20 protein-coding genes are annotated in these 19,756 nt (G+C 59.7%); 14 read left to right on the forward strand and 6 right to left on the reverse strand.

Translation table 11 applies throughout. From position 1 onward, the window contains the following. Positions 1 to 17 precede the first annotated feature (17 nt). The 5 genes from ACRCWW_RS16540 to hpaX form a co-directional block, all read right to left on the reverse strand. Complete coding sequence (locus tag ACRCWW_RS16540) at positions 18 to 965, reverse strand: hypothetical protein (RefSeq protein WP_438683368.1); 948 nt, start codon at positions 963 to 965, stop codon at positions 18 to 20. Between the two features lie 46 nt (positions 966 to 1,011). Then, on the reverse strand, positions 1,012 to 1,509 hold the full coding sequence (locus ACRCWW_RS16545) for an SH3 domain-containing protein (RefSeq protein ID WP_438683369.1): 498 nt from the start codon (positions 1,507 to 1,509) through the stop codon (positions 1,012 to 1,014). 339 nt (positions 1,510 to 1,848) lie between these two features. Then, a complete protein-coding gene (gene gap / locus ACRCWW_RS16550) occupies positions 1,849 to 2,859 on the reverse strand; it encodes a type I glyceraldehyde-3-phosphate dehydrogenase (RefSeq protein WP_438683370.1) in 1,011 nt (336 codons plus the stop codon). Between the two features lie 78 nt (positions 2,860 to 2,937). Beyond that, positions 2,938 to 3,918, reverse strand: a complete 981-nt coding sequence (locus ACRCWW_RS16555) for a GlxA family transcriptional regulator (protein ID WP_438683371.1) — start codon at positions 3,916 to 3,918, stop codon at positions 2,938 to 2,940. A gap of 31 nt (positions 3,919 to 3,949) precedes the next feature. After that, positions 3,950 to 5,320 carry a 4-hydroxyphenylacetate permease gene (gene hpaX, locus ACRCWW_RS16560; RefSeq protein WP_438683372.1) on the reverse strand — a complete coding sequence of 457 codons (1,371 nt, stop codon included), beginning with the start codon at positions 5,318 to 5,320 and terminating at the stop codon, positions 3,950 to 3,952. Positions 5,321 to 5,575: 255 nt separating this feature from the next. On the opposite strand from hpaX, the gene ACRCWW_RS16565 reads away from it, so the two are divergent. The 14 genes from ACRCWW_RS16565 to catA all read left to right on the forward strand — a co-directional run bounded on the left by ACRCWW_RS16565 (position 5,576) and on the right by catA (position 17,355). After that, positions 5,576 to 6,037 carry a MarR family winged helix-turn-helix transcriptional regulator gene (locus tag ACRCWW_RS16565; protein WP_438683373.1) on the forward strand — a complete coding sequence of 154 codons (462 nt, stop codon included), beginning with the start codon at positions 5,576 to 5,578 and terminating at the stop codon, positions 6,035 to 6,037. A 331-nt stretch (positions 6,038 to 6,368) separates the two neighbouring features. Then, entirely contained in the window at positions 6,369 to 7,493 is a 1,125-nt protein-coding gene (locus tag ACRCWW_RS16570) for an amidase (protein WP_438683374.1), read from the forward strand. Positions 7,494 to 7,595: 102 nt separating this feature from the next. After that, complete coding sequence (locus ACRCWW_RS16575; RefSeq protein WP_438683375.1) at positions 7,596 to 8,723, forward strand: acyl-CoA dehydrogenase family protein; 1,128 nt, start codon at positions 7,596 to 7,598, stop codon at positions 8,721 to 8,723. Between the two features lie 20 nt (positions 8,724 to 8,743). After that, on the forward strand, positions 8,744 to 9,103 hold the full coding sequence (locus ACRCWW_RS16580) for an IacB protein (protein ID WP_438683376.1): 360 nt from the start codon (positions 8,744 to 8,746) through the stop codon (positions 9,101 to 9,103). Positions 9,104 to 9,105: 2 nt separating this feature from the next. After that, complete coding sequence (locus tag ACRCWW_RS16585; protein ID WP_438683377.1) at positions 9,106 to 9,618, forward strand: nuclear transport factor 2 family protein; 513 nt, start codon at positions 9,106 to 9,108, stop codon at positions 9,616 to 9,618. A 19-nt stretch (positions 9,619 to 9,637) separates the two neighbouring features. Continuing rightward, positions 9,638 to 10,951, forward strand: a complete 1,314-nt coding sequence (locus ACRCWW_RS16590) for an aromatic ring-hydroxylating oxygenase subunit alpha (RefSeq protein ID WP_438683378.1) — start codon at positions 9,638 to 9,640, stop codon at positions 10,949 to 10,951. Continuing rightward, complete coding sequence (locus tag ACRCWW_RS16595; protein WP_438683421.1) at positions 10,951 to 11,430, forward strand: aromatic-ring-hydroxylating dioxygenase subunit beta; 480 nt, start codon at positions 10,951 to 10,953, stop codon at positions 11,428 to 11,430. The genes ACRCWW_RS16590 and ACRCWW_RS16595 overlap by 1 nt, the downstream gene beginning before the upstream one ends. A 10-nt stretch (positions 11,431 to 11,440) precedes the next feature. Further along, entirely contained in the window at positions 11,441 to 12,175 is a 735-nt protein-coding gene (locus ACRCWW_RS16600; RefSeq protein ID WP_438683379.1) for an SDR family NAD(P)-dependent oxidoreductase, read from the forward strand. Between the two features lie 11 nt (positions 12,176 to 12,186). Continuing rightward, positions 12,187 to 13,119: a PDR/VanB family oxidoreductase gene (locus ACRCWW_RS16605; protein ID WP_438683380.1), complete on the forward strand. Its 933-nt coding sequence runs from the start codon at positions 12,187 to 12,189 to the stop codon at positions 13,117 to 13,119. Between the two features lie 10 nt (positions 13,120 to 13,129). Further along, entirely contained in the window at positions 13,130 to 13,624 is a 495-nt protein-coding gene (locus ACRCWW_RS16610) for a flavin reductase (RefSeq protein WP_438683381.1), read from the forward strand. An 89-nt stretch (positions 13,625 to 13,713) separates the two neighbouring features. Next, on the forward strand, positions 13,714 to 14,976 hold the full coding sequence (locus ACRCWW_RS16615) for an MFS transporter (protein ID WP_438683422.1): 1,263 nt from the start codon (positions 13,714 to 13,716) through the stop codon (positions 14,974 to 14,976). Then, the gene (locus tag ACRCWW_RS16620; RefSeq protein WP_438683382.1) at positions 14,973 to 16,088 is read left to right on the forward strand and encodes a muconate cycloisomerase family protein; all 1,116 of its coding nucleotides are present in this window, start codon (positions 14,973 to 14,975) and stop codon (positions 16,086 to 16,088) included. Before ACRCWW_RS16615 ends, ACRCWW_RS16620 begins: the two co-directional genes overlap by 4 nt. 11 nt (positions 16,089 to 16,099) lie before the next feature. Continuing rightward, a complete protein-coding gene (gene catC / locus ACRCWW_RS16625; RefSeq protein ID WP_438683383.1) occupies positions 16,100 to 16,381 on the forward strand; it encodes a muconolactone Delta-isomerase in 282 nt (93 codons plus the stop codon). A gap of 47 nt (positions 16,382 to 16,428) precedes the next feature. Continuing rightward, the gene (gene catA, locus ACRCWW_RS16630) at positions 16,429 to 17,355 is read left to right on the forward strand and encodes a catechol 1,2-dioxygenase (RefSeq protein WP_438683384.1); all 927 of its coding nucleotides are present in this window, start codon (positions 16,429 to 16,431) and stop codon (positions 17,353 to 17,355) included. 106 nt (positions 17,356 to 17,461) lie between these two features. Here the strand turns inward: catA and ACRCWW_RS16635 are convergent, their stop codons facing one another. Then, entirely contained in the window at positions 17,462 to 19,750 is a 2,289-nt protein-coding gene (locus ACRCWW_RS16635; RefSeq protein WP_438683385.1) for an FdhF/YdeP family oxidoreductase, read from the reverse strand. Positions 19,751 to 19,756 lie beyond the last annotated feature (6 nt).

Consider the following 19,756-nt stretch of genomic DNA (forward strand, 5'->3'; position numbering starts at 1 on the left):
AGTGACAAATGTCAGGATCAATTCTGCGTACGCCATGCGCCAACGGCCGGATCGCGTAACTGCGTTTGCAACGAATCCACCAGTTGAAGGGTGAGTGGTGTGTTCGCCGGCAGCCATTTCGCCCAGGCCTTGCGCACCTGATTTAACTGCGTTTGCAGACTGGCTTCGTCCATGGCCATTTCACGAGGGACCTTGACGGCGATAGTCCCGCTGGCGGCCCAGGCATTGATTGCCGGTTTGTAAGGCAGGATCATCCAGCTTTGTGGCGCCTGCTCGTTACTGACCACCATTCGTTCGTTGTTGAGGGTGGTGATAAGCAAGCTGTCTGCGTCGGCATCATCACGCAAACCGCTAACCGGGAAGCCGTGAACAAACGTCATTTGCAGGCGTGTCTCGCCTTCGCTTCCGCTTTGGATAACTTCGCTGCGCCCACTCAGCCAGCCACCTTTTTCGCACTGGCCTTCAGGGATGAACAGGGCTGAAGCACCGGAACCTGATGTCCAGAATGTGCGCAGACGGCAGCCGTCCTGCAACGTAAATTCCTGCCACGGCGTTCTGTTTGCCAGAGGCGATTTTCCATCATTGGGCGTCTGAGGGATCTCTTCTTCAGCCACTGGCGTCGCTTTGACATCCCAATCGTTTTTACGATCGGCCGTGCCAAAAGCCAGGGTATTGCCTTGTGGATCTTCCATCCGCCACTGAACTCGTTGCAGCGTCGTACACTGGGTTTCCAGCAACGCCCCGAGACGTGGCATAAAGCCGTTCAATATCGAAGGATTTTGCTCGCCGTTGGCGACAATGCGCAGCGGAAGCTCTTTGGCGCACCAGCTCTGTGGCGAGGTGCTTTTGATGTTATCGATCCAGATATCCAGCTTCTGCGAAGGCGACTGTACAAAACGGTAGTTCTCTGCCCATACGGTCGAAGATGCCAGCAGCAACGCCACACCTGAAAGCCAGAGTTTCATAGATTTCCTTTATGCGTTTCTAAACCAGAGAAAACAGAAGCCAGCGTCAGTTAATGATCCAGGTGCCGCTGTTGGCGTTCTGACAGGCTTTGCTGTTGCTGTCGACATTCACACAGGTGGCTTTTTTGCTGTTAGCCCGACGCGCACGTGGGCGGTCCTTTTTCAGCGTTTGCGCATACAGCTCGCTTTTCACCAGCGCGCGAGGAGGAACGTAACCCAGCAGCTCCTGCTTATCCTCTTCGGCAACGGCCAGCCAGTCGTTTTCAACGCTACCCAGTACAGTATAGGTTTTGCCGTTTTCCAGCTCGCTCAATACCTTGCCACCAAAATCCGGCGTATTCATGACTGAACCGGCATACAGCGCGCGGTAGCTGGCATTAACAGGCGTAAATTCTTTCGGTACGGCCACAATATAACGGTGTGTCAGCGTCACGCCATTCACCTGGCTTGTGACCAGCGTATCATCCGTCAGCTTCGGCGCAGGCGCTTTACAGCCGACCAGCACAGTTACGACCAAAAGAGGCAATACATTTCGCAATTTCATTCTGACTTTCCCTGCAAAGCGGGTGATGCCCAAAAGCGGAACGTTGTTGGCGTGAAGGGATGACTCAAGGCGTAGACCACGCACGGGGAACTCGTCATCAAGCGAACAACATCATGGCCTGCAATTCCACTACAAAGTTAACAAGTGTTTAGCACGGATAGCATGATTTTACATAGGCTGGTTAACAATACAATGCTGATTACACGGATATTTTTGGCCGCATCGGTTTGATTTATAAGCAAAGGCAGGGGAAGTCAGCGGTTTCTGTCGCGATTGGGAAAGGGGAAGGCAGTGAGCGAAGCGACTCCCGGAAAGGCCGGGAGTCATTGATGCGGTGAATTATTGTTCCTGTTGGGCAATCAAAAGCGCCAAATCGACCAGCCGGTTGGAGAAGCCCCATTCATTGTCGTACCAGGCGAGAATTTTGACCATGTTGCCGCCAATCACCAACGTTGAGAGGCCGTCGATAATGGAAGAGCGCGGATCGCCCTGATAATCGCTGGACACCAGCGGTTCGTCGCTATAGCCCAGAATACCTTTCAACGGGCCGGATGCGGCGGCCTGACGGAAGGCCTCATTCACTTCTTCGGCGGTGACATCGCGCTCCAGCGTGACGGTAAGGTCAACAATCGACACCACCGGCACCGGAACTCGCAGTGAGTAGCCTGTCAGACGGCCTTCCAGCGCAGGGATAACCTTGCCGAGTGCTTTCGCCGCACCGCTGGAGTAAGGCACGATGGACAGCGCCGCTGCCCTGGCTCCGCGTAAATCTTTTTCCGGCTGGTCATGCAGCGCCTGGCTGTTGGTGTAGGCGTGGGTGGTGTTCATCAGCCCATGCTTAATCCCGAAATGCTGATGCAGGACCTGTGCCGCAGGCGCCAGACCGTTAGTGGTGCAGCTGCCGTTACTGATGACCGAATGCTTTTGCGGATCGTAAAGCTGATGATTGACGCCCATCACCACGGTTAAATCATCGTTTTTACCCGGTGCTGAAATAATGACGCGTTTGGCGCCGCCGCTGTGAATATGAACCGCCGCCTTTTCGCGATCGGTGAAGAAACCCGTTGCTTCAATAACGATGTCTGCTCCGACATCGCGCCATGGAATGTTCGCCGGATCTCGCTCACTGAAGACCTTAATAGGCTGACCATCGACCGTCAGTTGGCCTTCAGCGGCGGTGACTTCGGCGGGCAGCGTGCCAAGCAGTGAGTCGTACTTCAGAAGATGCGCGAGCGTTTTGCTGTCGGTGAGATCGTTGATAGCGACTATCTGGATAGTGGCATTGCCAAAGGCAGCCCGAAGCACGTTGCGTCCGATTCTGCCAAACCCGTTAATACCGACCTTAACCATGTTCAACTCCTTCTCTGTTGTCTATGGCGTTACTGTAGGCCTGAGCTGGCTTGGCGTAAACGACAAAAAAGGATCACATTACGCCATTTTTCGGCAGTGAAAGCGTTGACGATATTCGCCAGGGGTGAGATGGAGTTGTTTTTCAAACAGGCGTCGCAGATTAATGCTGCTGCCAAACCCGGTCTGCTCAGCAATGCGATCAAGGGTATCGCTTGTTTGTTCGAGCCGCTGCCTGGCAGCCGCAAGGCGTGCTTCAGCGACATAACGCGCCGGGGATGCACCAGTCTCACGCGTGAAGACACGGGTAAAATTACGCGGGCTCATCGCCGCTTTTTCTGCGAGATTTTCGACGCAGAGATCGGCCGTGAGGTTGTCCTGGATCCACGTCAGCAGTCCGTCAATGGCAGCAGAGCCGGTGTTCTGCTTCAGGTTGTAGCGGCTAAACTGCAGCTGGCCGCCGGGACGACGCAGGTACATCACCATGTCCTGAGCGATGTCGCGGGCGAGGCTAAAACCGTAATCCTCTTCCACCAGCGCCAGGGTTAAATCAAAGCCGAGACTCACCCCGCCGGAGGTCCAGACGGGCCCGTCCTGCACGTACAGCGGCCCGGCTTCAACCTTAACAGCCGGGTAAGTCGTTTTCAGTTCATCCAGCATTCGCCAGTGGGTCGTGGCGTGACGACCGTTCAGCAGCCCGGCCTGGGCCAGCAGCAGCGCGCCACCGCAAACTGAGGCGACACGTCGGGCGTGCGGAGCCGCCAGAAGCAGCCAGTCGACCACCGCGATGGCTTCCTGCTCGTTGTGGCCTCTGCCGGTAATAATAATCGTGTCGAGCGGCTCGCGCGGATCGAGCTCGTGCAGCCGGTGATCGGCCAGCAGGTTTAACCCTGACTGGCCGTGGATAACCTGATGCGGTTGGGTGGTGGCCAGCGCCACCTGGTAACGAGGACGCTGCGGACCTTCCGGATGCAGACGGTTGGCCTGCATCAGAATGTCGGCGATACCGGCGGACTCAAACAGCATGCCGCCGTCGGGGACGATAATCAGGATTTTTTTCATGTCCTGAAAAGTACAATTTATTCAGAATAAGTCAAGTCGACAGTGAAGGCTCTGCCTCACTGGTCGCTCCTTTTTTCATCGGGATTGCCGCGATAATCAGCGCTCCGAGCACCAGGAACCCGGCCACCATGAAGATCCCGGCGTTGAAATTGCCGGTGATGTCCTTCATCAGCCCCATCAGCAGCGGGCCGAGCGCCGCCCCGGTCATTCCGGTGGCGTTGATCACCGCAATCCCCACGGCGCGCGCCCGCAGCGAGATAAAGCGGTCGGGCGTGGTCCAGAAAATGACCATCGCCGCGAAGGCTCCTGCGGAGGCCATCACGATGCCGCTGAACTGCCAAAGTGGGTTGCTGCCCGAGGCGGTCAGCATCCAGCCCGCAGCGGCAAACAGATACGGCAGCAGGGTGTGGAATTTGCGTTCGTTGAGCCGATCGGATCGCTTGCTCCACCACACCATCGCCACGATGGTACAAACCTGCGGAATGGCGCTAAGCAGGCCAATCGTCACGTTGCTGCTGGTTTCGTTGAAGCTGCGCAGGATAAGCGGTGTCCAGACGCTCAGCGCGCTCAGGGTGTTGGTCAGGCAGAAGTAGGCGAGGGTGTAGAGAATTATAATCGGCGTGAACAGCTCGCGCGCCAGGCTGCGCGGGGGCAGCAGCGAGCTTGTCGCAGCGAGCTGCGTTTTTTGCAGCGCCAGCTTGTCGGCTTCCAGCATCTCATTCAGACAGGCTTTATCGTCTGCGGTCAGCCATTTGGCCTTCGAAGGGCTGTCATCCAGCCAGAACCAGACCACCAGCCCGAGCAGCACCGACGGGAAGCCTTCCAGCAGGAACAGCCACTGCCAGCCTTTCAGGTTCAGCAGGCCGTCCATGTTGAGTATGTATCCTGAAGCCAGCGAGCCGAGCGCCATCGTCACCGGCATCGCAATCATAAACAGAGCGTTGGCGCGGGCGCGGTAGCGGGCGGGGAACCAGTAGGTTAAATACAGCAGCAGGCCCGGCAGGAAACCGGCTTCGGCAATGCCGACCAGCATTCGCAGCACGTACAGGCTGTTCGGCCCGGTGGCGAACATAGTAGCGGTGGAGGCGATGCCCCAGACCACCATCAGTACCGCAATCCAGCGGCGCGCGCCGACGATGCTCAGCATCACGTTGCTCGGAATGCCGCAGACCACGTACATCACGTAAAACAGGGTGGTGGCGAGGCCAAACATGGTGCTGGTCAGGCCGAGATCTTTGCCCATCGTCAGCCCGGCAAAGCCAATGTTGATGCGGTCCAGATAGGAGAACACGAACAGGATGAACAAAAATACGATCAGGCGGCGGAAAAGCTTTTTGATAACGGCTTGCTGGCGCGGGTCCAGCGGCGGGTCCAGAGGGTATTGTGCAGGCGTATTGCTCATGAATAGCTCCACAGAGTGATTATTAGTATGTGTTGGTGGGACGGCTAACGTATAGAAAACAACCAGCAGAAGCGTCAATGTAATGTTTGAAAAATGATACGTAATTGTTATGTGTGTGGCATTTGTGAATCATAATGCGACGGCGATCGCCTCTTGCACTGGGGCTTGTCGGTCCGCCGCGCAATGCTGCTACAGCCGTCACAGATTCACAGGTATACTCGGCGAAACTGTCGACTTTTTTGGGTAAGGAAACGCATGAGTACTCTACAAAAATCCTCCGACGACGCCGCCTTTCATCGCGAAGAGTTTCCGTTTTACTGGATAGTCAACGTCTACGCGCGCTACACGCAAATCATGGAAGTTACGCTGAAAAAAGCGCAGCTCGACGTCTCCGGTTTTCGCGTGCTGATGGTCACTCACCAGTACGGCAAGGCCAGCATTTCCCAGATTGCTGAATACGCGATGGCGAAAATGCCGACGGTCACCAAGATTGTGGGGCGCCTGCGCGACGAAGGGCTGGTCACCACCGCCAGCAGTGAAAACGACGCCCGCGTCACCGAAGTGATGCTGACCGACCTCGGGCGGCAGAAGGTCGAAGAGGCCTGGGCGCAGGCCAGCAAGGTGTTCGACAAAGGCTTCAAGGGCATGAGCGCAAGCCAGGTGGCGAAGATGAATCTGGCCCTGGCGAAGGTGCTGGATAACCTCAACGAGCTGTAGCTAAAAACGCCGAATGGCGAATTTGTGACCTGCGTATAATTTTTACTCAATCCTCTGTAATTACTCATCTTTTTCAAACCGGTCGTCGTCGCTGCTGACGACGGCCCGTTCGCGGCATTTCTCCTGTTTTACGTTATTTTTCATCAGGCTAAACCTATACCCTTGCAGACTAAAAGGTTAATTAATTGTTATTTGTCTGTGAATTTAACGTGAAATATTACTTGAATATTCATCTAAATCTTCCATGATTGACGTAACGTTAGTCAGGACAAAAGGTCGCGTTGACGACCCGCCTGAATCTGATTCGAATTTTCTGGTTAAGGTGTCAATCATGAAGCCAGTTTCTGTGAGCAACGGTTTTGTCGGGCAGTTTGTCCTCGGTGAGGGCGACCTGCAGTTTGCGGTAAAAGACACGCTGGACGTCGCCGGGTATCGCACTCAGGCCGGGTGTCCGGCGCTGGAAGATGCCCCCGTCGCGGCTCGCCACGCCAGCGTGGTGTCGGCGCTGCTGGAAAAGCACTGCGTGCTGCGTGGTAAAACCGTCCTGCACGAGCTGGCGTTTGGCGTGACGGGCATCAACCCCTGGGGCGGCACGCCGCGCAATGTCAACTTTCCACGGCTGATCCCGGGCGGCTCATCAAGCGGCTCGGCAGCAGTAGTGGCTTCCGGCGAGGTTGATTTTGCGATCGGCACCGATACCGGCGGCTCGGTGCGAATGCCTGCGGCCTGCTGCGGCGTGCTGGGCCTGAAACCGGGTTTTGGCGTGCTGGGCCGTGACGGCGTGATGCCTGCCGAAAGCTCTCTGGACTGCGTAGGCGTTTTCACCCGTAATGCCGCCACGCTGCGCCAGGTTCTTGAGCGCCTGAATGTGCCAGTGGGCGACGCGCTGGCTGACCTTCCGCCGATGAGCCACCTTGCCGTCGCCACGCCTGAAATCGACTCACTCATTCTGACCTTCCTGCAACAGTGTGGCGTCACGCCTGCCGATGCTGAACTGCCGAATCTTGCCGACGCACATCGGGCAGGGCTTGCCATCATCAGCCATGAAAACTGGCTTGCCCTCGGCCCGCTGCTGGCAAGCGGTAAAATCTCTGCGGACGTGGCAACGCGCATCCGCGCCGGAGCTGACGTCAGCCAGCAGACGCTTAACGCCGCCGAACAAACCCGCGCACAGTTTAGCGACGAGGTGGACGCGTTATTGGCGCAAACCCCGCTGCTGGCGCTGGCGACGCTGCCTGAGCTGCCGCCAACGCTGGAAGAGGCTAAAGATCCGCTCAGCGTGGTCAATCTGACGCGGCTGGTGCGCCCGTTCAATCTTAGCGGTCATCCGGCGCTGGCGATCCCGGTTGGCGAAATCGATAGCCGCCCGGTGTCACTCCAGCTGGTGGCGGCGAAGGGCCAGGACGGGCTGCTGGTGCAGGCCGCCGAATGGCTGCTGTCGCGACGACGCCACTAAGCTAATTTTTCCGTTTTTTCCCTAAAGATTTCAGTGAGTGTGACTCATTGCGGCCTCGCTCGCCCTGAAGCTGCCGCAGATAACAATCATCCGGAGGAAGCTATGTCCGCCTTACAGGTTCGCGAAGAGTTGGTTCCGCTGCTGCATGACGTTGCCACCCGCAGCGCTGATTTTGAACATCAGCGTCATATCTCTGACGACGTGATTGCCCGCTTTAAGCAGGTCGGCGTGTACCGGGCGCTGGTGCCGAAGCTGTACGGTGGCGACGAATGCTCCCCGGCGCAGTTCTGCGAGCTTATCGAGCAGATTTCCAGCGCCGACGGCTCTGCCGGATGGGTGGCAAGCTTCGGCATGAGCCCGTTTTATCTTGGGGCGCTGCCGCAGGACACCCTGAAAGAGCTTTACCGTAACGGCCCGGACGTCGTGTTCGCCGGTGGGATTTTCCCGACCCAGAAAGCACAGCAGGTCGACGGCGGCTACCGCGTCAGCGGACGCTGGAGTTTTGCCAGCGGCAGCATGGGCGCCTCGGTGCTCGGCGTGGGAATTTTGCCGGATGCGGATCAGGCGTTACCGCGCATGGCGGTGCTGCCGCGCGAAAGTGTGTCGATTGACCCGGTATGGGACACCGTCGGCCTTGCCGGAACCGGCAGCCACGATCTGCTGGTCAACGACGCTTTTGTGCCGCACGAGTGGACTTTTGTTCGCGGCGGCGCGTTGAATCTGGAAGGGCCGCTGTACCGCTATCCGGTGCTGTCTCTGGCGACCCAGGTCTTGTCCGTCGTCGCTCTGGGCGTGGCGCGTGCCGCGCTCAATGAAATTTACACTCTCGCACATCGTCAGCAGTCGGTGACCGGCGCGCCGCGTCTGGCCGACCGTCCACAGGCTCAGATGCAGATTGCCCGCTGCGAAGCGGATTTACGATCCGCCCGCGCCTGGTTTTACGAGGCGATTGACGAGGTGTGGCAGCGCCTGCTGGCGGGCGATGAGGCGAGCTGTGAACAGATTAACGCCTTACGACTTTCCTCTACCCACGTGACGCGCGTGGCCGCTGAGGTGGCGCGTCAGGCGCTGGCCCTCAACGGCATGAGCGGCGTGACGATGACCAGCCCGCTGCAACGCTACGTGCGCGACACCCTGGTGATTACCCAACATGCCTTTATGGGCGACCTCTCGTACCTCAACGCCGGTACGGTCTTTTTCGGCGGCAAACCGCTGCCGGGTTATTTGTGATTGTGAAGAAGGAGCAACAGATGAGCCAGCCAACAACCTTACGCGTGCTGTTTTGCATCGGCGTGAACCAGAACTTTTTTGACGCAACCCAGGCAGAGGCCAAACAGGTCTGGGCGGCATTCGGCGTGATGATGAAAGGCATCGACGAGACGCCGGGGATCCGCGTCATCGGCAATATGGACGACGACCAGTTGATGGTTGGCCCGTCTACTACCGCGCCGTGGACTACTTACGTGCTGGCCGACGCCGAGCACCTGGAAAACGTCGCCGCGGTCTGCAACCTGTTCCGCACCACGCCGGTCGGCGACGGCGGCAGCAAGCTGTGGAAGTACTGCAAAATCGAAGCCCGCGTGGGCCGCGAACTGATTATTCAGAGCTGACGATGAACGCCCAGGATGCGCTGCGCTTGCAGCAGCTCGAAGCGTGCCAGGCCGCACGGGTCTGCATCAGCGACTACATGCGCCTGTGTGACGACCTCGACAGCCCGGAAACGGTGCAGGCCATTGGCGAGCTTTTCAGCGAGGACGCCTGCTGGGAAGGGCTTGGCGAACCGTACGCTACACGGCTGGGGCGACACACCGGGCGCGCGGCCATCGTGAAAATGATGGCGAGCTACGTTCGCCACCCGGCGCATTTTGCGATGAACGCGCACTTTCTGTGCTCGGAAGCGCTGCGTCACGAGCCGGACGGCGTGCTCACCGGACGCTGGCTGATGCTGCAAACCTCGGCGTTTACCGCAGGCGGCGCGCATCTTAACGCCGCAGAAATTCGGGTGACGTTCGGTGAGGAGGCGGGCAGAACAGTGATGCGTCATTTCACCACCCGCAATCTGTTCAGCCGCCCGGTTGACCACTGGCAGGCGGCGGACACCTTACCGGTGCCGGATACAAAATAAGACGTGCAGGAGAATGGACATGCAGTGTGACCACATCATCAACGTAAAAAATATCGACCCGACGGTGGAGCCGCAGCTCAGCCACGAGGAGATTGCGGCGCTGGTCAGACATGACCGCGTGCATACCTCGCTGTACACCTCGGAAGAACTGTTCCGCCTGGAGCTGGACCGCATCTTCAGCAAAACCTGGGTGTGGGTGGCGCACGCCAGCGAAATTCCCGACACCGGCAGCTTCAAGACCACCGAAATCGGCACCCAGCCGGTTATCGTGGTGCGCGACCGCAAAGGCACCGTCCATACGCTGCTCAACCGCTGCCGCCACCGCGCGGCGACGGTGTGCGAGCATCGCAGCGGCAAAACCAACAGCTTCGTCTGCCCGTACCACGGCTGGGGCTATGCGCTGGACGGCAGCCTGCGTGGTGTGCCGCATCCGGAAAGCTACGCCGATCAGCTCGAAAAAGGCGAGCTTGGCCTGGTCTCCCTGCGCACCGAACAGTATGCGGGGATGATTTTCGCCACCTTTAACGACGACATTGAACCGCTGGAAGATTTCCTCGGTGTCGCCAAAAAGTGGATGGACTTGTTTATGAAGCAGGGCGCGGGGTACCCGATCAAAACCGGGCCAGCGCACCGCTTCCGCTTCCCCGGCAACTGGAAAATCCAGCTCGAAAACACCACCGACGGCTACCACTTCCCGGTGGTTCACCGCTCGTTCCTGAGCTCGGTCGATAAGCAAACCGAAGAGATGCTCAACTTCGTTGACGGCAGCGGCTACGTGGAAGATTTAGGCAACGGCCACAGCGTGATGGTGATGATCCCGGAGCTGGTGGATCTGGAAGCCAATCTCGATGCGCCGATCCCGGAACGCTTTGAAGAGCTGGCCGAAGCGCTGCGGGCCGATCATGACGAAGCCCAGGTACGCCGCATCGTGCGTGCCGTCGGCGGTTCCGGCTTTAACCTCAATATCTTCCCGAACATCGCCTGTTCGATGGCGTTCTTCCGCGTGCTGCAACCTGTTTCGGTGAACGAAACCGAAATTCACCACGCGGTGATCACCATGGACGGCGGGCCGGACATCGCCAACCAGGCACGCCTGCGTCTGCACGAACATTTCCAGGGGCCGATGGGCTTCGGTACGCCGGATGACTCGGAGGCCTGGGAGCGCGTACAGCGCGGGGCCACCGCAGGCGACGACCTGTGGATCATGCTTAACCGCGGGCTGGCGGGCGAATACCGCTCCGATGACGGGCTGCGCAGCGACGTCAGCGCCGAAACCGGGATGCGCGCGGCGTATCAGCAGTGGAAAAAGTTGATGACGGAGAATGACCAATGATGACCCCAGACTCGGCCCTGTTTACCGCGATGGCGGTGGTGAACCTTGAAGGGGACCTGCTCGATCAGGGCGAATTTAACGCCTGGCTGGAACTGTGGCAGCACGACGGCCTGTACGTGGTGCCGATCGACCCGAATGAAACCGATTTTAAAAACACCCTCAACTATGCCTGTGACGATCACCACATGCGTGAAAAAAGGGTGAAGCGCCTCTACAGCGGCGAATCGATTTCCACCACCCCGCGCGCCCGGACTCTGCGCACGCTTTCGCGTTTTCGCGTACTGGAAGCGAGCGACCAGCAGATTGTGGTGCGCGGCGCGCAGTCGCTGTGGGAGCACCGCAAAGGCCACAGCCGTCACTACGCGGCGGACATCACCTGGCAGCTCGCGCGTCACGGCGACGGCTGGCTCATTTCCCAAAAGGTGATCCGCCTGGTCAACAGCGACGATGTGCTGCACAGCATCGGCTACATCCTGTAAGGAGCGTGACATGACGCAAACCGTATTAGTCACCGGCGCGGCGGCGGGCCTCGGCAACGTTATCGCCGCTCACCTGCTGGCGCAGGGTTTTCAGGTGGTATTGACCGATATCGATGCCGCGCGCGCGCAGCAGGCGGCAAAGGTGCTGGACAGCGACAACGTGCTGGCGCTGGGACTGGATATCCGTCAGCCGAATGATTTTGCACGCGCGCTGGAGACCACCGTTGAACGCTTCGGCAGCCTTGAGGTGCTGGTTAATAACGCCGCGCTGACGCTGGCGACTCCGGTGATGGACATTAACGTAGAAGAGTTCGACAAGGTTATCTCCACCAACCTTCGCGGCACCTTCGTTGGCTGCCAGACGATGGGGCGCTATTTCGCCAGCCGTGGCTACGGGCGAATCATCAATCTGGCTTCGCTCGCCGGGCAGAACGGCGGCACCACTTCGGGGGCGCACTATGCCGCATCGAAGGGCGGCATTCTGACGCTGACCAAAATCTTTGCCCGCGAACTCAGCAAATCCGGGGTGACGGTCAACGCCATCGCGCCTGGCCCGATGGATTCGCCGATGGTTCACGCCCTGGTACCGGAAGAGAAAATGGCCGGGCTGTTGCAGATGATCCCGGTCGGTAAGCTCGGAGAGGCGGAGTTTGTCGCCCGGACCGTGGCGTTACTGGCTTCAGAGCAGGCGTCGTTTGTCACCGGGGCGACCTGGGACATCAACGGCGGGCTGTTCATGCGCTGAGGAGCGACATCATGCTGACACTTCAGGTTATCCGTCGGGAATTGCAGGGTGAGGTGGTGCTGCTGACTCTGGCACACGCAGAGGGGCGCGAGCTACCGGCCTTTCGCGCCGGGGCGCACATCGACCTGTATCTTTCCGACGAGCTGGTGCGCCCGTATTCGCTGTGCGGCGATCCGCAGGACCGCCACCATTATCAGCTCGGCATTCTGAAAGATCGCCAGTCGCAGGGCGGCTCGCTGGCGGTACATGCGCTGCGCGAAGGCGATGCGATAGCCGTCAGCGAGCCGCGCAATCTGTTCGCGCTGGATGACTCCGCCGCGCACAGCCTGCTGATTGGCGGCGGGATTGGCATCACGCCGATGCTGGCGATGGCGGCCGAGCTGCACGCCGCCGGGCGTTCGTTCTCATTGCACTACTGCGCCAGAACGCGAGGGCAGGCGGCTTTTCTGCCGCAGCTTGAAGCGGGCTCCTATGGCGGACTGGTGCGGCTGTGGTTCAGTGATGAACAGCGCCTGGATCTGGACGCAGTGCTGAGCGATGTGCCGCCGGGAACCCACGTTTATGTCTGCGGCCCGACGCGGTTGATGGAAGCGGTCAATGAGCGAGCCCAGCATCACGGCTATTCGGCGCAGCAGATCCACCAGGAGTGTTTCAGCGCCGAAGTGCAGACCACGGGGGAGGCCTTTGAGGTGGTGGCGGCTGCCAGCGGCATTACCGTCAGGGTGCTGGAAGACCAGACCATCGTCGAGGCGCTGGCCCAGGCGGGGTTGAAGGTTACCGTGTCCTGCAAGCAGGGGATCTGCGGCAGCTGCCTGACCGACGTGCTGGAAGGCGAGCCCGATCACCGCGACAGCTATCTCACCGATGAAGAAAAGGCCGATGGCGACCAGATTTTGCTCTGCTGCTCACGGGCAAAATGCGGCCGCCTGGTTATCGATTTGTAAGGAGAACCCCATGACTCTGCAAACTGAATTTCGTAATGCGATGGCCCAGCTTGGCAGCGCGGTGTCGGTTATCACCACCGACGGCCCGGCGGGCAAATTTGGCTTCACGGCCTCGGCGGTGTGTAGCGTCACCGACCAGCCGCCGACGCTACTGGTGTGCATGAACCGCAACTCGTTCGCCCATGAGCACTTCAAACGCAACGGCACCCTGTGCGTCAACGTGCTGTCGAGCGATCACCAGGAGCTCTCCGGCATTTTCGCCAACGCCAGCCTGCGTTCGGAGCAGCGTTTTGTTCACGATCGCTGGCAGGTGCTGACCAGCGGCGCGCCGGTGCTGAGCTCGTCGGTGGCGAGCTTCGACTGCCTGATTGCCGACTGTCACGAAGTGGGCAGTCATTCGGTCTTTTACTGTCAGGTGCAGGCGATCCGCATCAGCGAGCAGCCGCGTGGCCTGGTCTATTTCAACCGTCGCTACCATGCCGTCGGGCATGACGTTGAGGCGTAGGCCCATCCCAAAAGAGGCAACGCGAAATGAGCAATGTGGCAACTGAACACCGCGTGACCGCAGGCGCAAGAACCCACGACGCGCAGCAGATGCGCAAGCTGGTGATGGCGTCAGTGCTCGGCAACGCGCTCGAGTGGTACGACTTTTTCCTCTATGGCACCGCTGCGGCGCTGGTTTTTGGCCCGCTATTTTTCCCGGTGGGCGGTGACCCGTTACAGGGCACGCTGCTGGCGTTCTCTGGTTTCGCAGTTGGCTTCCTTGCGAGGCCGCTGGGCGGGATCATCTTCGGGCACCTCGGCGACCGCTACAGCCGCAAAATGACGCTGATCATGACCCTGACGTTAATGGGGGCGACCACCTTCGTGATTGGCCTGCTGCCGGTGTATGCCCAGGTTGGCCTGTGGGCACCGCTGACGCTGATCATCCTGCGCTTTTTACAGGGCGTGGCCTCGGGCGGCGAGTGGGGCGGCGGGGTGCTGATGCTCAGCGAAAACGCTCCGGCGGCAAAGCGCGGGTTTTATACCGCCTGGAGCCAGATGGGCGTTTCCGGCGGGTTTGTGCTCTCGGCGTTTGCTTTTTATCTGGTGCAGCAACTGCCGGAAGCCGACTTCATGAGCTGGGGCTGGCGCGTGCCGTTCCTGCTCAGCATCGTGATTTTCCTGGTCGGGGTCTACATCCGCAAAAACATTCGCGAGAGCAAAGCCTTTGTCCAGGCGCAGCCGCAGGAGAAGCACGAAAAAATCCCGCTGCTGATCCTCGTGCGCGAGCACCCGAAGGCACTGTTGCAGGCTATCGCCCTGCGTCTGCCGGAGAATGGCGCATCGTACATCTTTTTCACCTTTTCGGTGGTGTACGCCAAACACATCGGCATCAGCACCGGGGAAATCGTCAGTGCGGTGACGCTGGCGATGTTGGTGGAGTTCTTTTCGATTCTGTTCTGGGGCGCGCTGTCTGACCGCATCGGCCTGAAACCGGTCTATTACATCGGGGTGATTGGCCTGCTGGTGATGGCGTTTCCGTTCTTCTGGCTGCTTTCCACCGGCAGCTACGGCTGGGTGATGCTGGCGATGATGCTCGGATTGCCGGTGTGTCACGGGGCGATGATCGGCACCCAGCCCTGCATCATGAGTGACCTGTTCCCGGTACGGGTGCGCTATTCCGGGCTGGCGCTGGGGCATGAAGTCGGCTCGATTTTCTCCGGCGGCCTCGGGCCGATGCTGGCGGTGGCGCTGCTGATGGAGTTTGACGCCTCGTGGCCAGTTTCCCTGCTGCTGATGGGCTATGCATTACTGGCGTGGGTGGCGCTCTGGAGCCTGCCGTCCGCCGGACAATTAACCAGGAGTGAAGCATGAGTATCACCGTTGAATCCATCGCCTGCTGGCTGGTGGATATTCCGACCATTCGTCCGCACAAGCTGTCGATGGCGACGATGGGCTGCCAGACGCTGACGATAGTGCGGATGACCTGCGCGCAGGGCGTGGTGGGCTGGGGCGAGGCCACCACTATCGGTGGCCTGAGCTACGGTCCGGAAAGCCCGGAGGCCATTAAATCGGCGATTGAAACCTACCTCTCGCCACTGCTGTGCGGGCAGACGTTCAGCGGCGTGGCGGCGCTGGCGGCCAAAATGAACGCCAGCGTGAAGGGCAATACCTTCGCCAAATCGGCGCTTGAGACCGCGTTTCTGGACGCGCAGGGCAAAGCGCTCGGCGTTCCGGTCAGTGCATTACTCGGCGGGGCGCTGTGCGAGCGGCTGCCGGTGCTGTGGACGCTTGCCAGCGGCGATACCGACAAAGACATCGACGAGGGCAAACGCCTGTTGGCAGAGGGGCGGCATAACACTTTCAAGCTGAAAATCGGCGCGCGGGATCTGATGACCGACGTTCGTCACGCGCTGGCGATTAAAGACGCGCTGGGAGATGGCGTCAGCATTCGCGTGGATGTGAACCAGGCCTGGGATCTGACTACCGCCATGAAAGGGATGAGCCTTCTTCAGGAGGGGGGAATTGACCTCGTGGAGCAGCCCGTTGCGCAGTGGGATCGGCAGGGGTTAATCACCCTCAGTCAGCGTTTCGCCGTGCCGGTTCTGGCCGATGAGGCGGTGGCGACCAGCCACGACGGCTACGCGCTGGCCAATGGCGGCTTTACCGGGGCATATGCGCTGAAGATCGCCAAAGCGGGCGGCCCGGCGCAGGCGCTGAAGCTGGCCCATGTGGCTCAGGCGGCGGGCGTAGCGCTGTACGGCGGCACGATGCTCGAAGGCACGCTCGGGACCGTCGCTTCCTTACATGCGTGGTCGACGCTCAACCTGCAATGGGGCACCGAGATGTTCGGCCCGTTGCTGCTGAAAGACGACATCGTGGTGCGCCCGCTCGACTTCAGCGCCGGGCAGGTGACGCTGCCGCAGGGGCCGGGGCTCGGCATTGAGATAGACACCGACAAACTTCGCCATTACGCCAGATCGTAGAGGACAAACACATGCTGTTTAAAGTTGAAATGCAGGTCAACATTCCGCCGTCGCTGCCGCAGGCGCAGGCCGATGACATCAAAGCCAAAGAGAAAGCTTATTCGCAGCAGCTCCAGCGCGAAGGCAAATGGCTGCATATCTGGCGCGTGGTCGGGCAGTACGCCAACGTCAGCATTTTTGACGTCGCCGATAACCAGGAGCTGCATTCGCTGCTGACCGCACTGCCGCTTTATCCGTACATGACGATCACCGTGCAGCCGCTGTGCCAGCACCCGTCGTCGATTGATGCTTAACCGCCGTTTTCTTCCGATAAAAAAACACCCTACAAGAGGACTACGCAATGTCAGTGAATCCAGCAAAACAGACCGAACTGGAAACCTTACTCGCCATCAGCAGCGGCCTGAATGCCGCGCAGGGCAGCGATCGCTTTAAGGCCATCATGCATCAGCTGCTCGGTGACCTGTGCCAGACCATCAAAAAGTTCGACATCACCGACGAAGAGTTCTGGCTGGCGGTGAACTACCTCAACGAGCTTGGCGAGCGCAAAGAGGCAGCGTTGTTGGCGGCGGGCCTGGGCCTGGAGCATTACCTGGATATGCGCGCTGATGAGAAAGAAGCCGCCGCCGGGAACGAGGTCGGCACGCCACGAACCATCGAAGGCCCGCTGTATGTGGCGAATGCGCCGCTGAGCAAAGGCTTTGCACGCATGGACGACGGCAGCGAGAAGGCCGAAGCGATGTGGCTGCACGGTCAGGTGACCGATCTGCACGGTAAACCGGTTGCCGGGGCGGTGGTGGATATCTGGCACGCCAACACGCTCGGCGGCTATTCGTTCTTCGACGCCTCGCAGAGTGAATACAACCTGCGCCGTCGCGTCGAAACCGATGCTGAAGGGCGCTATGCGGTACGCAGCATCGTGCCGTGCGGCTACGGCTGCCCGCCGGATGGCCCGACGCAGAAGCTGCTGACCGGCCTCGGCCGTCACGGTAACCGTCCTGCTCACGTGCATTTCTTCGTTTCCGCGCCGGGGTTTAAGCACCTGACCACCCAGATCAACCTCAACGGTGACGAATACCTGTGGGACGATTTCGCCTTTGCGACCCGTGAAGAGCTGATCGCCGACCCGGTGAAAATCACCGACAGCAAACTGGCGCAGCAGCGCGATATCAACGAGCCACACACCGAGGTCAGTTTTAGCTTTACGCTGGTGAAGGCGAACGACGGCGAGGAAGAATCACGCGGCAAACGTGCCCGCGTGAAGGAGTAATGGGGAAAAATTGCCCGGCTAAGTGCCCGGTGGCGGCGCTGCCTTACCGGGCCTACGAACCGAATGTTTGAAAGGGTAGGCCCGGCAAGCTTGCGCTGCCGGGCAATTAAATCGCGCGGATCTCTTTCGAGCGTAACGTTATCCGCACCGGCACCGACTTATACGACGGCGTACCGCTGTCTTCATCGCGATAGCTGAGCGGTACCAGCACGTTGGCTTCGGGATAATACGCCCCGACCGAACCGGCCGAGATGTTATAGGCCACCACGGTAAGGTCATTCAGGCTTTGGGTGCAGCCTGGCAATGCGGTGCTGATGTCCACCCGGTCGCCGTGCTCCAGCCCCAGCTGCGCCATATCCCCCTCATTCATAAACAGCACATCCCGTCGGCCAAACACGCCGCGATAGCGGTCATCGAGCGCGTAAATCGTGGTGTTGTACTGGTCGTGGCTGCGCAGGGTTATCATTCGCAGCGTGTTGTCCCCGACGCCCGGCGCATTCTCCTTCACCCCGTCGAACAGCGAGAACATCGCTTTCCCGCTGGCGGTCGGCCAGACGCGTTCGGTTGGCGGCAGCGGCATCCGGAAGCCACCGGGGATGCGGATCCGTTGGTTGTAATCGCTGAAGCCCGGAAGGGTTTGTTCAATCAGGTCACGGATGCGGTCGTAATCGGCAACCAGTTCGGCCCAGTGAATCCGGGTCTGCGGCAGCGTCGCCAGCGCCATACCCGCCACAATCGCGGGTTCGGAGAGCAGCTGTGGCGAGGCGGGTTTCAGCTTGCCGGAGGAGGCGTGAACCATCGACATGGAGTCTTCCACGGTGATCGACTGTCTGCCGGTCTGCTGCATGTCCAGCTCGGTACGCCCGAGGCAGGGGAACAGGTACGTCTCTTTGGCGACCAGCAGATGCGTGCGGTTGAGCTTGGTGCCGACGTGGACGCTGAGATCGAGCTTTCGCATTGCCGCGAACGCCTGCTCATGATCGGGCATCGCGACGGCAAAATTGCCGCCAAGGCACAGCAGCGCTCTGGCTTCGCCGTCGATCATCGCCTGGGTTGCCGCCACGGCGTCGTGCCCGTGTTTCTCAGGTGGCGTGAAGCCAAACACCTTTTCGAGGCTCGATAAAAAGGCCGCTGAGGGTTTTTCAGTAATGCCAACGGTGCGGTTACCCTGAACATTGGAGTGACCGCGCAGCGGGCAAATGCCTGCGCCGGATTTGCCGATATTGCCGCGCAGAAGCAGCAGGTCGGCAATCAGGCGCACGTTCGCCGTGCCTTTGTTGTGCTGGGTGATGCCCATGCCATAGGTGATAATTGTGGCGTTCGATTTGGCGTAGGCCGTGGCGACGCTCGCCAGGTCGACGCGGCTCAGGCCCGATTCCCGCTCAATCGACTCCCATGACGTCGCCGCAATATCGGCGGAAAATGCCTCAAATCCTTCGGTGTGCCCGGCGATAAATTCATGGTCCAGCACGCTGCCACGTTCGGTTTCTTGCTCCAGCAGATGTTTGGCGATGCCTTTGATGGCCGCAGCATCGCCGCCCGCCCGCACCTGAAAATAGGTGGAGGCGATGTCGGTCGAGCCGTAGGTCGCCATTTCAATTACGCTTTGCGGATCGGCAAACCGTTCCAGCGCGCGCTCCCGCAGCGGGTTGAAGACGATAATCGGCACTCCGCGACGCGAAAGCTCGTGCAGCGTGTCCATCATTCTCGGGTGGTTGGTGCCCGGATTGTGGCCGATGGAAATAACCAGTTCCGTTTTGTCGAAATCATCGAGCGAGACGGTGCCTTTGCCGATGCCAATCGAGCGCGGCAGCCCGGTGCTGGTGGCTTCGTGGCACATGTTGGAGCAGTCGGGGAAATTGTTAGTGCCAAGCTCACGGGCGTAGAGCTGGAACAGATACGCCGCTTCGTTCGAGGCGCGACCGGAGGTGTAGAACTCAACGGCATCCGGCGGCAGCCCGCGCAGAATTTCGCCGATACGGTCAAACGCCTGCTGCCATGGCACCGCGCGGAAGGTGTCGCTGGCGCGGTCATAGACCATGGGCTGCGTCAGACGGCCATAGCCTTCGAGCTCAAAATCGCTTTTCGCCAGCAGCGAGGTGACGGTGTTTTCGGCGAAAAATTCCGGCGTCACGCGTTTGCTGGTGGCTTCCCAGGTCACCGCCTTCGCGCCGTTTTCGCAAAACTGGAAGGTGGATTTGTGCTCTTTGTCGGGCCACGCGCAGCCCGGGCAGTCGAAGCCGTCCGGCTGGTTGGTGCGCAGTAACGTGGCGGGCGCGTCGAAGGTATCCATTTGGGTGCGCACGGCAATCGCTGTTGCTTTCAGCGCGCCCCAGCCGCCCGCCGGGCCGTCGTAATGTCGGATGCCGGGCACGGCGCGTCGTTTGTTGTTCATCTGGAC

The sequence above is a fragment of the Scandinavium sp. genome, from assembly GCF_051650185.1.
In the GTDB taxonomy this organism is placed as follows: domain Bacteria; phylum Pseudomonadota; class Gammaproteobacteria; order Enterobacterales; family Enterobacteriaceae; genus Scandinavium.

Excerpts from the sequence above, each read along its gene's own strand:
- ACRCWW_RS16575 (WP_438683375.1), top strand. The coding sequence starts at position 7,596 with ATGTCCGCCTTACAGGTTCGCGAAGAGTTGGTTCCGCTGCTGCATGAC.
- catA (WP_438683384.1), top strand. The coding sequence starts at position 16,429 with ATGTCAGTGAATCCAGCAAAACAGACCGAACTGGAAACCTTACTCGCC.
- ACRCWW_RS16615 (WP_438683422.1), top strand. The coding sequence starts at position 13,714 with ATGCGCAAGCTGGTGATGGCGTCAGTGCTCGGCAACGCGCTCGAGTGG.
- catC (WP_438683383.1), top strand. The coding sequence starts at position 16,100 with ATGCTGTTTAAAGTTGAAATGCAGGTCAACATTCCGCCGTCGCTGCCG.
- ACRCWW_RS16605 (WP_438683380.1), top strand. The coding sequence starts at position 12,187 with ATGCTGACACTTCAGGTTATCCGTCGGGAATTGCAGGGTGAGGTGGTG.
- hpaX (WP_438683372.1), bottom strand. The coding sequence starts at position 5,320 with ATGAGCAATACGCCTGCACAATACCCTCTGGACCCGCCGCTGGACCCG.
- ACRCWW_RS16590 (WP_438683378.1), top strand. The coding sequence starts at position 9,638 with ATGCAGTGTGACCACATCATCAACGTAAAAAATATCGACCCGACGGTG.
- ACRCWW_RS16610 (WP_438683381.1), top strand. The coding sequence starts at position 13,130 with ATGACTCTGCAAACTGAATTTCGTAATGCGATGGCCCAGCTTGGCAGC.
- ACRCWW_RS16565 (WP_438683373.1), top strand. The coding sequence starts at position 5,576 with ATGAGTACTCTACAAAAATCCTCCGACGACGCCGCCTTTCATCGCGAA.
- ACRCWW_RS16585 (WP_438683377.1), top strand. The coding sequence starts at position 9,106 with ATGAACGCCCAGGATGCGCTGCGCTTGCAGCAGCTCGAAGCGTGCCAG.
- ACRCWW_RS16635 (WP_438683385.1), bottom strand. The coding sequence starts at position 19,750 with ATGAACAACAAACGACGCGCCGTGCCCGGCATCCGACATTACGACGGC.
- ACRCWW_RS16600 (WP_438683379.1), top strand. The coding sequence starts at position 11,441 with ATGACGCAAACCGTATTAGTCACCGGCGCGGCGGCGGGCCTCGGCAAC.
- ACRCWW_RS16555 (WP_438683371.1), bottom strand. The coding sequence starts at position 3,918 with ATGAAAAAAATCCTGATTATCGTCCCCGACGGCGGCATGCTGTTTGAG.
- gap (WP_438683370.1), bottom strand. The coding sequence starts at position 2,859 with ATGGTTAAGGTCGGTATTAACGGGTTTGGCAGAATCGGACGCAACGTG.
- ACRCWW_RS16570 (WP_438683374.1), top strand. The coding sequence starts at position 6,369 with ATGAAGCCAGTTTCTGTGAGCAACGGTTTTGTCGGGCAGTTTGTCCTC.
- ACRCWW_RS16545 (WP_438683369.1), bottom strand. The coding sequence starts at position 1,509 with ATGAAATTGCGAAATGTATTGCCTCTTTTGGTCGTAACTGTGCTGGTC.
- ACRCWW_RS16540 (WP_438683368.1), bottom strand. The coding sequence starts at position 965 with ATGAAACTCTGGCTTTCAGGTGTGGCGTTGCTGCTGGCATCTTCGACC.
- ACRCWW_RS16620 (WP_438683382.1), top strand. The coding sequence starts at position 14,973 with ATGAGTATCACCGTTGAATCCATCGCCTGCTGGCTGGTGGATATTCCG.
- ACRCWW_RS16580 (WP_438683376.1), top strand. The coding sequence starts at position 8,744 with ATGAGCCAGCCAACAACCTTACGCGTGCTGTTTTGCATCGGCGTGAAC.
- ACRCWW_RS16595 (WP_438683421.1), top strand. The coding sequence starts at position 10,951 with ATGACCCCAGACTCGGCCCTGTTTACCGCGATGGCGGTGGTGAACCTT.